We start from the raw sequence: 12965 nt of genomic DNA, 5'->3' as shown, positions 1-12965 counted from the left end.
GTGACGAAATGAACAATCCTCCCGATTACATGCCGCCCAAAGTCTGGACCTGGAACAGGAGCGGTGTCAGTTTGAATCGGCCGATTGCCGGCGCTACCCGCGAACAGGCGTTGCCGGTCGGCCGTCATCCGCTGCAGTTGTACTCGCTTGCTACCCCGAACGGCCAGAAGGTAACGATCCTGCTGGAGGAGTTGCTGGTGCTGGGTCACGCCGCCGCGGAGTATGATGCCTGGCCGATCCGGATCGGCCAGGGCGAGCAGTTCGGCACCGGTTTTGTCGCGGTCAATCCAAACTCGAAGATCCCGGCACTGGTCGATCGTTCCGGCGCTGAGCCCTTGCGAATCTTTGAGTCCGGGGCAATCCTGCTTTATCTGGCCGAAAAGTTCGGCGAGTTCCTCCCGACCGACGCCGCCGCGCGCGCCGAATGTCTGTCGTGGCTGTTTTGGCAAATGGGAAGCGCCCCTTATGTCGGTGGCGGATTCGGACACTTCTATGCCTATGCCCCGACCAAGATCGAGTATGCAATCGACCGCTTTGCCATGGAGGCCAAGCGCTTGCTCGATGTGCTCGACCAGCGGCTGGCGCAAACCGAATACCTGGCAGGCGGCCAATACACGATTGCCGACATCGCGACATTTCCGTGGTATGGGGGACTGGTGAATGGCTGGCTCTACGACGGCGCCGAGTTCTTGTCGGTGCAAGACTACCGGCACGTGCGGCGCTGGGCTGATTCCATTCTGGAACGGCCGGCGGTAAAGCGGGGCCGCATGGTCAACCGCTTGAGCGGAGAGGCTGCCGGCCAGTTGCATGAGCGCCATGACGCCAGCGATTTTGAGACCCGAACACAGGACAAGCTGGGGGCGGTGCGCTGAGATCGTCCGGGTTCATGCCAGGAAGCGTGTGAGAAGTACTGTGGTCACTCGTCGCTCCTGCTGGCGGGGTTGCTGATGTTCCTGCTGATCTTGAGGAGCGGCCGGCGGGGCATCCCGAACGGACAGGATGCTCCGCCGGTTGCGATGCCTCAGCTCACCTGCTCATTCAGAAAGGAATGTTGGTGCTGCGCCCGAAATGCGTTGCGATGCAGTTGCGGGACACAGCGCAGATACTGGGGGACAGCGGTAGCCGTTCCACCAAGCGCGGCGGCGGCATGCCACGGCCATCGCGGATCGTAGATCACCGTCCGGGCCAGGCCGATCAGGTCGGCGTCGCCGGCGGCGACAATCGCATCTGCATGGGTGGGTTCGGAGATTAGGCCGACGGCGACCACCGGAATCTTCACCGCGGCCTTGACGGCGCGTGCATGCGGCACCTGGTAGCCCGGCGCGAGCACAATTTTCTGAGCGGGATGCAGGCCGCCAGTCGACACGTTAATGGCATCCGCCCCGCGGGCTTCGAGCATCTGCGAAAAGGCGACAGCCTCATCGAGCGTGAAGCCCCCTTCAACCCAGTCGGTCGCCGAGATGCGGACCGAAACGGCGCGGTCGGAAGGAAAGGCATCCCGAACCGCGTCGAGGACTTCCAGCGGAAAGCGGGCGCGGTTCTCCAGAGATCCCCCATATTCGTCTGTGCGCTGATTCGAAAGTGGCGACAGGAACGTGTGTAGGAGATAGCCATGCGCAGCGTGAATCTGGACGGCATCGATGCCGAGCCGGGCGGCGCGTCTGGCCGCGGCGGCGAATGCATCTCGCACCCGCTTTAGGCCGTCCTTGTCGAGAGCGGTTGGTGGCAGATAGGAGGAATCCAACGGAATGGCAGATGGGGCCTCAGTTTGCCAGCCGTTTTCATGATCCGGCTGAATCTGACTGCGTCCAAGCCACGGGATGTCTGTCGAAGCCTTGCGGCCAGCGTGGGCCAGTTGGATGGCAATGGGCATATCTGACCAGCGTCGCACGCCTTCGAGGGTCCTGGCCATGGAGGATTCTGTTGCGTCATTGTAGAGACCGACGTCGCCGTAACTAATGCGGCCCTCCGGCACCACAGCAGTTGCTTCGATTGTCAAGAGCGCGGCCCCGGAGAGGGATAGCTGTCCGAGATGGATCAGGTGCCAGTCACTCATGCAACCATCGGTAGCCGAGTACTGGCACATCGGGGAAATGACGATGCGATTCGGGAGATCAAGATTCCGCACGCGAAGGGGGGTGAAAAGGGCTGGTGACAAAGGAGGATTCTCCATTCAGGATAGACACGCCCACACCAAGATATGACCTCGAATCAAGCGAGGTTTCATCGTAGAGGTGGGTTTGAAAAAGTTCGGGTTTTGAAAGGTCAGATGGGGTCAGCCAGTTTGGCCGCGCGAGCTACTTGAGCAAGCGTCATGCCAGATACCAACGCTTGCGTTCCGCTACGGATGAAGGAAGAGCCGGTAATCGTCTGAAAGACACATGTGTCGGCAGAAACTACAGTGTGTCGTTCGCAGAGACAGCCCGTGGTAGAGCAGATTGCGCAGAGTCTGATGCGCGGCGCTGCTGAAAATAGCCGTAGTGTCCATAGGGCGGCTTCGGCTGATCCGCGATGTGCCAGCATCCGCTGGCCGCCGGCCCGCGCTAGAGTATCGGGGACGTACGGTTCTGCACGGTCTTGAGTGCAAAGCTGGACCGTATGTGCTCAACGCCCCGGATGCGGGTCAGTGTCCTGCTCAGGAAGTGCTGGTACGCGCCCATATCGGGCACCACCACGGCGGCCCGCGTGGTTACTCAAGCGAGGCTACTGGTGCATGGGGTTTGGCAGCAGCCGAGCAGCGAACATTCCTGACAGGCATTCAGGCACTGGTTCGCCTGCCGATAATACAGCGTGAGCTCGACAGTGTGCGTGGCCTCTGTACCGCCTGGCTGGTGTCCGGTTATCGCGGGTCCCATTAGGTGCATACGACCAGGAGCTCTGGAAGGCGTCCAAGCAGCTCGCCGCCCACGACGTGGTGATTCAGCTCGGCCTCAATGAGGATCTTGCCACCACGGCGCTTGGGGCGCGCAGATGCACCAGGCCTTCCGCGACTGCGCGAGCCTGGCCGAGCACATCGACGGCGTAGAGTTCCTGGCCCGGCGCACCTTAAACCCTCGCACGACAGACCAGTCTCCTAAGCTCGACTCGGTAGCCGTACTCAGGAGCTTTGATTCTCCAGCGTCGGGTAGTCAGTGTAGCCCTGTGCGCCGCCATCCAACCAGTCGGTGTTCACCCGGGCCAGCAGCGTTCCATGGTGCAGGCGTTCGACAAGATCGGGGTTGTTGATACGGACCGGCCGAAGGCGTCCAGGTCGGCCTTGCCGCCTGCGATGGCCTGTTCGGCCAGGGCTAAGTCATAGCCGTTATTGAGCATCCATGCTGCTCGATTGGTGTCGGCGCCTTAGTGACCCGTCCCGGCCACCGCGCGGTAGTCAACGCCCCCGCTGCGAGCCAGTTGCACAAGCAGTACCATCAAACCGAGGGTGGAGATCACGGCGCCCGCGATGCCGGTGTAGGAAACGCCCAGGGTGCCGAGGGTCATGCCGCCGACCAGGGAACCGAGCGCGATACCAGAGTTGAAGCCGGCGATGTTCAGGCCGGCGGCCACGCCATGGGCGTGGGGAGCATGCTGCTCGGCGACGCCGACCAGACGGGCTTGCAGGGCCGGCACTGCAGCGAAGGTGAACATGCCCAGCAGCGCGACAAGAATGCCCATTGCGGGGGATGACGAGGCAAGCGCCCACATGCCCAGTGCGATGGTGGTAATGCCGGCGATCAAGGCTACGCTTGCCCGGTTTACCCCGAGTCGGTCGGTAAGCTTGCCCCCGATCACGTTGCCAATCGCGGCAAGCACGCCATAGACCAGCATAAAGATGCCGACCGTTTGGCTGCTGACGTGCGTGACCTTCGTAAGCAGCGGTGCGATGTAGGTGTAGGCGGTAAACGAGCCGGCATAGCCCAGGACCGTCACGAGGGCGGCGAAGAGCAGAACGGGGTCGACGATCGCCTTCAACGCCTGGCCGACGGAGTCCGAACCTTCATGCCCCTGCGTTTGCGGAGGCTCCTTCATGCCCAGCAGTAAGCCCAGGAAGCCCAATGCACCGAATGCCCCGATCGCGCCGAGCACCGGGCGCCAGGAGATCGTGCCGCCCAGGTAAGTGCTGACCGGGACGCCGATTGCCATGGCGATCGTGAAGCCACCGAATACGACGGCCACAGCGCTGCTGGCCTTCTTCGCTCCCACAAGACGAGCTGCCGTGCTGGAGGCAACCGCTAGGAACAGGCCGTGCCCCATTCCAGCGACGAAACGCGCGATCAGCAAGGTGGACAGATTGGTAGCGACGGCCGCGGCCAGGCTGCCGACGGTGAAGACTAAGACGGTCATCAGCATGGTGCACTTGCGCGTCCATCCGGCCGTCAAAGCCGTCAGGACTGGCGCGGCAAAGGTCGCGCCCAGCGCGTACGTCGTCACAGCGCTTCCGGCTTGCTCAATATCGACGTTCAGGCTGTGTGCCATGACGTCGGTCAGGCCGATGGGAACGAACTCCGCGAGGCCCAGTGCAAACGCACTGAGCGTGAAGATGTAAACAACAAATGGCATGGATCTCTCTCGACTGTCCTTGAGGGCGGCTTGACGCCGCAACTGATACGAATCGTAGAGCGCTTGCATAAATAGATAAAATTATTATTTTTTTGTCTATGGATAATTATTCTTATTGCTGCTGGGCGAGCTGATGCTGTCATCCGAGCAGCGTTTCTTGACCTCTGCTCCGAGTACGGAGGAATCAATTTTAAGGACTTGGATAAATATTCTTATGGGTGAGATACTGTCGGGAGCCCGGCTGGCGTGCGACGGTAGGCAAGTGGACGCTGCTTCATACAGGCCGCGGTCACACTACCTGATCTTCGTCGCGAGCGTGTTGCCAGCGGCGATAAGTCGACGCCATGAGCCACCTCGACCATCTTCGGACGTTCCGGCGCTCCCGCTCATTGCCTATGACGAGGATTTGCCATTGATCCGGCCGATCTGGGCGGCCATGTTCCAATTTGCGCCGACATTGCAGGCCGCGCTGACCATCCCCGATTTGCGCATCATCCAGGACCTGGTCGTCAAGGGACAGGGGTGGAGCGTGTTGCCCGACTATCAGTGCACCGAGGCGCTGGCGTCGGGACGACTGGTTTCCGTCACCCGAGCCAAGGACGCGCCGACCAACAACCTCTATCTGGTATGGAACAAGGCCTCGATGCGCAATCCACGCATCGTTCATGCGCGCGATTTCATTCTTGGCCTGTTCAGCCGGAAGACCTAACGCTCCATGTCGCCCGGTACAAGCCTACATCCTGTATGCGGCTAGCAGAGGTGCGTGCCAGTCGGTACGGCCCTCCTGCCTTAGGTGACCATCACCCAAACTGACATAGTTTCACGATCATGAAAATACATGGCGGGCCAGTACGGCTCATTTGCTGTCTCAAGTTGCTGGTGCAGACCGTTCATTGCGTCGATCTCCTGCTCTGCGCTGCTCCGGTCGGCGCTGCGCGCCAACCCTAGACCACGCGCAAAGCGCGTGATCGAATCCGCGAAGTGGCAATGCCTCGAACGGCGCAAGCCGCGTCTTCATCACCTCAGATGAGCGTGGTTCAAGCAACTACGTGACCATGGCGCATCCATCGTTGCATTGCCTGGCTATCGGTGCTGTCGAGATACTGGGAGACCCGATCCAGTAACCGCAAATCGATACCGGTCGTATCCGCCAGCTTCTTTGCCAGGTGCAGGTCCTTGCTGACGACATTGTGAAGTGAAGTGAATGCGGCTTCGGATCGGGCCCATGCGGCGTACTGGCTTCGGCCAATCCCGGCATCTTCGGTAAGAAAATTGCGTCCGGTACTGACATTCAGAATGGGGGCGAGGCTCTCAAAGCTGACGCCATAGCGTTCCGCCAGGTCGATGGCTTCAGCCGTCAGGAACATGTTTGCGATACAAAGCATGTTGTTGATGATTTTCACAACCTCGCCAGAGCCAAGGGCCCCGCAGTGGAAGATGTTTTTTCCCATCGATCTCATCAACGGCATCACAGCAGCCACATCTTCTGGATCGCCCCCCATCATGACCGTGAGCGTGGCTTGTTCTGCGCCCACGATCCCACCGCTGACGGGCGCATCGATGAGGCGTGCCCCGGAAGCACGCAAGCCGGCGCTGATGGTCTGGAGCGTATCGGGCAAGGTCGTGCTCATCATGCAAACGACTGGCTGGTGTCCCGCCGGAAAGGCGTCTGCAAGTCCGCCCGGCCCGAGCATCGCTTCCAGGATCTGAGCGTCGTTGGCTAGCAGGACGATGATCGCATCTGCAGAGGCACATTCCGCCACCGAGGTTGTCACGCGCGCTCCCTCGCCCGAAAAGGCGTCGAGCACGGCCTGATTCCGATCGCAGACGATGAGATCGAATCCTGCGCGCCGCGCACAGCGAGCCATGGGCGCGCCCATGCTTCCAGCGCCGACAAAGGCCACCCTCTTCATTTCCATCATTTCATCTCCTTCAGACCGAAGAGCGCTGCGAGAATGCCGGCGCGCGCTTTTCCTGCAGGGAGGCCAGCCCTTCGCGTGCCTCGGGACCGCCAAAGCCGATAAATTCCAGTGCCAGCGAGGTGTCGAAAATCGGGCCGGCCTGACGCAGCCAGTTGTTCAACGCATACTTGCTCCAGCGAATCGCCGACGGAGCCCCCGATGCGAGCCGTGTGGCCACTTCCACCGCCTTGTCCTGAAGCGCGGCCTCGTCGACGCACAGCGAAACCAGCCCGATCGATTCCGCCTCTTCGCCATTGAGCGGCTCGCAGAGCAACAGGTGGTATTTCGCTTTTGCCATGCCGCAGAGCAGGGGCCACACGATGGCTGCGTGGTCTCCCGCCGCGACACCCAGCCGGGTATGGCCGTCGACGATGCGTGCGGATCTGGCCGCGATCGAGATGTCCGCGAGCAGGGCGGCCACCAGTCCCGCGCCGACCGCAGGACCGTGAATGGCCGAGACGATCGGCTTCGAGCAGTTGATGATGTTGTAGACCAGGTCCCGGGCTTCACGCCAGACACGGGTCCGGACGTCGAAGTCCTCCGTCATCTCGCGAATCATCTCGAAGTCGCCACCGGCGGAGAAGGCCCGGCCTGCGCCGCACAGGACGACCGCGCTGACCTCCGGGTCGCTGTCGATCCCCTTCCAGACTTCGGCCAGCTCGGCATGTCCACGCGAATCCAGTGCATTCATGCGCTCGGGCTTGTTGAGGGTCAGGCGAAGTACGCCCGTGGCGGGACGGTCGAATGCAATGTTCTGGTAGTCCTGATACAAGGTGCGATGATTCATGGCAGCTTTCATCCTTTGAATAAACAGCGAGAAGCCGGAAGCGGGCCCGGCGCGTCAGAGCAGTCCGGTTGTGTAGAACACCCCGATCACGAAGAACACGGCAAGCGTCTTGATCAAGGTAATGGCGAAGATGTCGCGATACGATTCGCGGTGCGTGAGGCCGGTGACGGCCAGCAGCGTGATGACCGCGCCGTTGTGGGGCAGCGTGTCCATGCCACCGCTGGCCATCGAGACCACGCGATGCAGTACCTCCAGCGGAATCTGCGCGGCGTGCGCACCCTGAATGAACGCTTCGGACATTGCGGCCAGCGCGATGCTCATGCCGCCCGATGCCGAGCCGGTGATGCCGGCCAGCGTGCTGACGGAAATGGCCGCGTTCACAAGCGGGTCCGGAATGCCGCGCAGCGCGTCGCTGACCACGAGGAAGCCTGGCAGCGCGGCAATCACGCCACCGAATCCGTACTCTGACGCGGTATTCATCGACGCCAATAGCGCGCCCGAGACGGCTGCCCTGGTGCCTTCCGCAAAGTGCCGGCGCACCGCGCCGAAGGCCGTCACGAGCACCACGACGATGCCCAGGACCAGCGCACCTTCCACGGCCCAGATCGCGGTCACGCTTGCGACCTTGGTTTCGACCGGCTTCGACAAGCCCGGCAACGACACGCTGTGGGCGTGGCCGTACCAGAGCGGAATCAGGCGCGTGAGCCAGAAGTTCGACACGCCGACCACAATCAGCGGCAGGATGGCCAGCAGCGGCGAAGGCAGCTTGCTTCTTTCCACTCGTTGCGGCTCATTGAGGAGGTTAGTGCCGTAGCCCTCGCCGCGCTTGGCTGCGGCGCGCCGGCGGGATTCCAGATAGAACAGGCCGACCAGGACAAGGAACAGGGACCCCAGAATGCCGAGCATCGGCGCGGCCCACGAAGTGGTCTTGAAGAAGGTGGTCGGGATAATGTTCTGGATCTGCGGCGTGCCCGGCAGCGAATCCATCGTGAACGAGAATGCGCCCAGCGCGATGGCGCCCGGCATCAATCGCTTCGGGATATTGCCCTGACGGTAGAGCTCGGCGGCAAACGGATAGACCGCGAACACCACCACGAACACCGACACGCCACCGTAGGTCAGCAGTGCGCAGACGGCCACAATGACCAGGTTGGCGCGCGCAGAGCCGATATACCGGATCGCGGTGGCGACGATCGATTCGGAAAAGCCTGCCAGTTCGATCACCTTGCCGAACACGGCGCCGAGCATGAACACGGGAAAGTACAACTTCACAAAGCCGACCATCTTCTCCATGAAGACGCCGGAGAAGACCGGCGCGATCGCTGACGGATCGGTCAGCAGCACAGCGCCCAGCGCGGCCAGCGGGGCGAACAGGATGACGCTGTAGCCGCGATAGGCGGCCACCATCAGGCACGCCAGGGCGGCGAGCGCGACAACGACGGACATGGGTGTCTCCAACACTTATTTTGGGATCCTCGAGCAACGAGTGCGGCGGTCGCTACGCTGGCGCGCCCTGTCTGGTTCCGGCGGGGTCGGCTCGAGGTGTTGGAGATTATGTGTATTGCTTTTTTGCACGACAACGGCAAATATGCAAGATTACTGTGCGTCCATGCACATATGGAAATGCCATGCGGAAACATCCGGAATGGAACGACTTCAGGTTCTTTCTCGAACTTGCGCGGAACGGGAAGATTTCCCTGACCGGGGAAAAGCTCGGTGTTGAGCACTCGACCGTGTCACGTCGGATTGACCGTCTGGAAGAAAGCCTGGGCACGGTGCTGTTCGACCGGCGTCGCAATGGCTATTCCCTCACCGACGCCGGCAAGGCGCTGGTTCCGCATGCGGAGCGGATGGAGAATGCGTTGCTCGGCGCCATCGAAGAGAGCGAGGGCCAGTCGGGCGACGTCGTCGGCACGGTTCGGGTTGGCACGCCAGAGGCGTTTGGCATCAACGTGCTGGCGCCCAGCCTGGTGGATCTCCATGCCCGGCATCCCGATCTGCATGTCGAGTTGATGGCGCAGCCCCAGTTTCCCAGCCTCGTGACGCGCGAGGTCGAGATCCTGGTGACGCTGGAGCCGCCGCAGGTCGGCCGCTATACGACGGCGCGCCTGGCTGAAGTGGACTACTTCCTCTATGGCTCGCCGGCGTATCTGAAGGCCCGCCCTGCGATCGGGGCGCTTGCCGATGTTGCCGAGCACGCGTTCGTGGACTACGTCCACGACGGCTCGGTCAGCGAGCGGTATCGCATCCTCGAAGAGCTGACGCCGAGTCCCAGACGGCACTTCACCACGACGAGCGTCCTGGCCCAGCGGGCCGCCGCCGCAGCGGGGATGGGCCTGGTCCTGCTGACGCCTTATGTCGCTGGCACCGGCTCAGATCTCGTCAGCATCTTCCCTGACCAGCCGCTGATTACGCGCACTTTGTGGATCGCCGCGCCCGAAGACCTGTTCCGGATCAGGCGTATCCGCTGTGTGTGGGACTTCATTCGCGAAGTCGTTTCCCGTCACCCGGACGAGTTTCGGCGATAGTTAGCCGCAACACCGCTTTCGCCCAACCCTCCCGTCATCCTTTGTGCATCTGCGCACAACGACCTTGCGTTCGTTGCCGTTGTTGTTGAAAAAAGCACGAACAATAATGGGCAGCACGACAGCGACGTCGGCGGACTTCCTCGACTGATCTGTCAGAACCCCTTGTCAGAAGTGGATGGTGACGGAGATGAACAAACTATTCAGAAGCGCCATGGACGCGCTCGATGGCATTGTCGAGGACAGACAGACCATAGCAGTCGGAGGATTCGGGCTTTGTGGCATTCCGGCGGCCCTGATCTGCGCATTGCGCGATACCGGCGTGACCGGTCTCACCTGTATCAGCAATAACGCCGGCGTTGACGATTTTGGACTGGGCCTGCTGCTCCAGACTCGTCAGATCAGCAAAATGATCGCGTCCTATGTAGGCGAGAACAAGGAGTTCGCGCGCCAGTACCTCAGCGGCGAACTGGCGCTCGAATTCAATCCTCAGGGCACATTGGCGGAGAGGCTGCGCGCTGGCGGCGCTGGCATTCCGGCGTTCTACACACGGACGGGCGTTGGTACCGTCGTGGCCGACAACAAGGAAGTACGCGAGTTCGATGGCGAGCGCTACGTCATGGAGCGCGGCCTCAAGGCCGATATTGCGCTGGTGAAGGCGCGAGTCGCCGACCGTGCCGGCAATCTCATGTTCGGCCGTACCGCCCGCAACTTCAATCCGGAAGTTGCGATGGCCGGGCGCATCACGGTGGTGGAAGTGGAAGAGCTTGTGGAAGTCGGTCAGCTCGATCCCGACGAGATCCATCTGCCCGGCATCTTTGTCGACCGTCTGGTTGTTGTTCCTAATCCGGAGAAACGTATCGAACGCAAGAGCTTCCGCTCGCGCGACAACAAGGAGGCAAGACATGGCGTGGACGCATGACCAGATGGCCGCGAAGGCGGCCGCCGAACTTCGCGACGGGGACTATGTCAATCTGGGCATTGGGTTGCCAACGAAGATAGTTCAGCACGTGCCGGACGGCATGCAGGTATGGCTTCAATCAGAGAATGGCTTGATCGGCATTGGACCACCTCCGTATGAAGACGAGATCGATCCTGACCTGATCGATGCCGCCAAGCAAACCATCACGATGGCGCCAGGCGCATCCATCTGTTCCTCATCGATGTCTTTCGCGATGATCCGCGGCGGTCATATGGATCTTACGATCCTGGGAGGCATGCAGGTCAGCGCGGCTGGGGACCTGGCAAACTGGATGATTCCGGGAAAGATGGTCAAGGGCATGGGTGGCGCGATGGACCTCGTCGGTGGAGTGCGCCGCGTCGTGGTGGTTATGGAACACAACACGCGCGATGGCGAGATGAAGATCCTGGAGCGCTGTTCATTGCCGCTCACCGGAGCGGGAGTGGTCAACCGCATCATCACCGACCTGGCGGTCATCGATGTGACTGGCGCCGGCCTCATCGTCCGAGAGATGGCCCCGGGCGTTTCCAGGGATGTGCTCCAGGCGAGGACTGAGCCAACACTGAGCTTCGATGCCAGCGGTTCTTTTCTATCCGTATAACGAGGTACTGAACGTCTGAAGATGAATGCGGATGCCTTGTCTCCCGGCAAGTATATCTGCGATGTGTCAGCCAAAGCCGGCCATGCCGGCGGTGACGAGGAGCCGGCGGCAACGATGTTGATCCGATGCGAGGTGATGCACAGCTAGCTGCAGAATCAGCATACCTTCGAAGACGCTGCGGATGCTGACGAGGAGCCATGTGCCCACTGTATGGAGCCCTGAGCGCGCGGCAAACAACCAGTCTGTAGGTCACGCTCCATGTGGCGCGAATGACGGGTCCCGCGCCAGCTGTGGTGCCATTTGACATGCGGCTTGCCCCCGGGACCTCCTGCATCGCGATGTTTATCTTGATAGCGGGTACAACCCACCTCCTCTCAAAGAAAGTGGGCCGTAAAACCCAGGCTAAACTTCCTTGGTGTCGAATATGAGCATGTCAACGCCGGACGGGGCAAAGTTGCCGACGTCAGCTGCCGCGGCGGCGCCCTCACGGGAAGCCATCGCCTGCTGGAGCGCAGCCAGCGAATCGAAGCTCAGCACTGCAATCAGGTGAAACGGCGAATCGCCGGCAGGGCTTGAAACTGGGCCGCTGCTGACCTCGTAGCGTCGCAGGCCGGGGATTTTCTTGGCGATTGGAACATGGGTCGAGAAGTAATATGAATCGAACGCCGCCGTGTCTGCAGGCTTCTTGTATAGCACCACCAACTTTGCCATCGTAGTTTCCCTAAAAAACGTGAGTTTGCACAGCACAGCGATCAATGCAAGGACTAGCAGCCGACCGTTGCGGGTTCAGGCTGTCGTGACTTGGTCCTTGCTTGGCGTCCATGCCGTGCCTCGAACCGATCAGCGTGCGCCAGCTCGGGTTCGGGTCGCGCTCAAATCACGGTGATGTCTTAAAGGTTAGGCGCCAATGCTGTCAGAGAGAATTGGCCCGCTGCGCAAGATTGCGTTGCGTGTGCCGCAACCTGAAAACTATGTATGTGATGGAAACGAGACAAAGCGGCCACTGAGGCATGCACTATGCAATCTACTGGTCTGCGCGCCGTTGGAGAACGGCCGTCTTGCGCGCCGGATGACGTCCAGGCGGCCTCGACGAACACCCGCCGCACGTGGCTATTGCCGGCCTTGGTTATGCCGCCTCGTCGGTCTCGTTTGCCGCTGGAATGCTCGCTTGGCACCAGGCCCGAATACGCCATCCGTTGCGGCGCATCGGAGAAGCGTCGCTAATCGCCAAGCTCGGCGACTACGGTTACTGGAGCAATCAGGCTGACATCCTGCAAGGCCATCCATGCCTCGGTCACCGGCCACACCGGGCAGTCTTACACCGCGCGTTCGATTGCCTGCTCCAGGCTCGCTACAAGTTGGCTGCAAGACTTGACCGTTAGCCAGTCACTTCAGATCGATGTATGAGCAAGAGTCCGTGTGCCCCCGCATTGACGGGTGAGGCGATGCCGGAAGGGAAACCCGCGTGCAGCCCAGAATCTCGGAAACGCGTGGGAAGAAGGCGAAGGGGGCTTGGTGAGGAACGATAGTTTTTGCCGGCGGAAGCTGACGTCCTGCGCTCAGTTGCGCGCATAGGGAACCGCAATTGAGC

Annotated in this window: 13 protein-coding genes and 1 pseudogene; 5 read left to right on the top strand and 9 right to left on the bottom strand. The window is 61.2% G+C overall.

The window, feature by feature from the left end:
* The first annotated feature begins 8 nt into the window (after positions 1 to 8).
* The gene (gene yghU / locus AC07UK_RS03420; protein ID WP_058697610.1) at positions 9 to 872 is read left to right on the top strand and encodes a glutathione-dependent disulfide-bond oxidoreductase; all 864 of its coding nucleotides are present in this window, start codon (positions 9 to 11) and stop codon (positions 870 to 872) included.
* A gap of 149 nt (positions 873 to 1021) precedes the next feature.
* Here yghU and AC07UK_RS03415 read toward each other — a convergent pair whose 3' ends face one another.
* The 4 genes from AC07UK_RS03415 to AC07UK_RS03400 form a co-directional block, all read right to left on the bottom strand.
* Positions 1022 to 2173, bottom strand: a complete 1152-nt coding sequence (locus tag AC07UK_RS03415) for an NADH:flavin oxidoreductase/NADH oxidase (protein ID WP_058697611.1) — start codon at positions 2171 to 2173, stop codon at positions 1022 to 1024.
* A gap of 370 nt (positions 2174 to 2543) precedes the next feature.
* Complete coding sequence (locus AC07UK_RS03410; protein ID WP_256333796.1) at positions 2544 to 2669, bottom strand: Lrp/AsnC ligand binding domain-containing protein; 126 nt, start codon at positions 2667 to 2669, stop codon at positions 2544 to 2546.
* 499 nt (positions 2670 to 3168) lie between these two features.
* The gene (locus AC07UK_RS03405; protein WP_176844242.1) at positions 3169 to 3312 is read right to left on the bottom strand and encodes a hypothetical protein; all 144 of its coding nucleotides are present in this window, start codon (positions 3310 to 3312) and stop codon (positions 3169 to 3171) included.
* Between the two features lie 27 nt (positions 3313 to 3339).
* On the bottom strand, positions 3340 to 4539 hold the full coding sequence (locus tag AC07UK_RS03400) for an MFS transporter (protein ID WP_058697681.1): 1200 nt from the start codon (positions 4537 to 4539) through the stop codon (positions 3340 to 3342).
* Between the two features lie 133 nt (positions 4540 to 4672).
* Here AC07UK_RS03400 and AC07UK_RS03395 point away from each other — a divergent pair, with 133 nt between their 5' ends.
* The gene (locus tag AC07UK_RS03395) at positions 4673 to 5248 is read left to right on the top strand and encodes a LysR substrate-binding domain-containing protein (RefSeq protein ID WP_081050245.1); all 576 of its coding nucleotides are present in this window, start codon (positions 4673 to 4675) and stop codon (positions 5246 to 5248) included.
* Positions 5249 to 5576: 328 nt separating this feature from the next.
* Here AC07UK_RS03395 and AC07UK_RS03390 read toward each other — a convergent pair whose 3' ends face one another.
* Genes AC07UK_RS03390 through AC07UK_RS03380 form a run of 3 tightly spaced genes read right to left on the bottom strand, consistent with a single transcriptional unit; the run spans position 5577 to position 8733 of the window.
* Positions 5577 to 6461, bottom strand: coding sequence for an NAD(P)-dependent oxidoreductase (locus AC07UK_RS03390; RefSeq protein ID WP_058697613.1), 885 nt, complete (start codon positions 6459 to 6461; stop codon positions 5577 to 5579).
* Between the two features lie 10 nt (positions 6462 to 6471).
* A complete protein-coding gene (locus tag AC07UK_RS03385) occupies positions 6472 to 7287 on the bottom strand; it encodes an enoyl-CoA hydratase/isomerase family protein (RefSeq protein ID WP_058697614.1) in 816 nt (271 codons plus the stop codon).
* 54 nt (positions 7288 to 7341) lie between these two features.
* Positions 7342 to 8733 (bottom strand): GntP family permease, encoded by a 1392-nt coding sequence (locus tag AC07UK_RS03380; RefSeq protein WP_058697615.1) that lies wholly within the window; start codon positions 8731 to 8733, stop codon positions 7342 to 7344.
* Between the two features lie 182 nt (positions 8734 to 8915).
* Between AC07UK_RS03380 and AC07UK_RS03375 the strand changes: the two genes are divergently transcribed.
* The 3 genes from AC07UK_RS03375 (at position 8916) to AC07UK_RS03365 (ending at position 11374) form a co-directional block, all read left to right on the top strand.
* On the top strand, positions 8916 to 9815 hold the full coding sequence (locus AC07UK_RS03375; RefSeq protein ID WP_058697616.1) for a LysR family transcriptional regulator: 900 nt from the start codon (positions 8916 to 8918) through the stop codon (positions 9813 to 9815).
* Positions 9816 to 10002: 187 nt separating this feature from the next.
* Positions 10003 to 10734, top strand: coding sequence for a CoA transferase subunit A (locus AC07UK_RS03370; RefSeq protein ID WP_058697682.1), 732 nt, complete (start codon positions 10003 to 10005; stop codon positions 10732 to 10734).
* The gene (locus AC07UK_RS03365) at positions 10718 to 11374 is read left to right on the top strand and encodes a 3-oxoacid CoA-transferase subunit B (protein ID WP_058697617.1); all 657 of its coding nucleotides are present in this window, start codon (positions 10718 to 10720) and stop codon (positions 11372 to 11374) included. The genes AC07UK_RS03370 and AC07UK_RS03365 overlap by 17 nt, the downstream gene beginning before the upstream one ends.
* 402 nt (positions 11375 to 11776) lie before the next feature.
* On the opposite strand, the gene AC07UK_RS03360 is transcribed toward AC07UK_RS03365, so the two are convergent.
* Together AC07UK_RS03360 and AC07UK_RS03355 are read right to left on the bottom strand one after the other, a co-directional pair.
* Positions 11777 to 12085 (bottom strand): EthD family reductase, encoded by a 309-nt coding sequence (locus AC07UK_RS03360; protein ID WP_058697618.1) that lies wholly within the window; start codon positions 12083 to 12085, stop codon positions 11777 to 11779.
* Positions 12086 to 12401: 316 nt separating this feature from the next.
* Positions 12402 to 12753 (bottom strand): annotated as a pseudogene (locus tag AC07UK_RS03355) (transposase); the annotation flags it as partial.
* Positions 12754 to 12965: the final 212 nt, after the last annotated feature.

This window comes from Cupriavidus sp. GW821-FHT07C08 (assembly GCF_059419025.1).
Note: the sequence above shows the minus strand (reverse complement) of the source record. Positions and strands in the feature narration are given on the sequence as shown.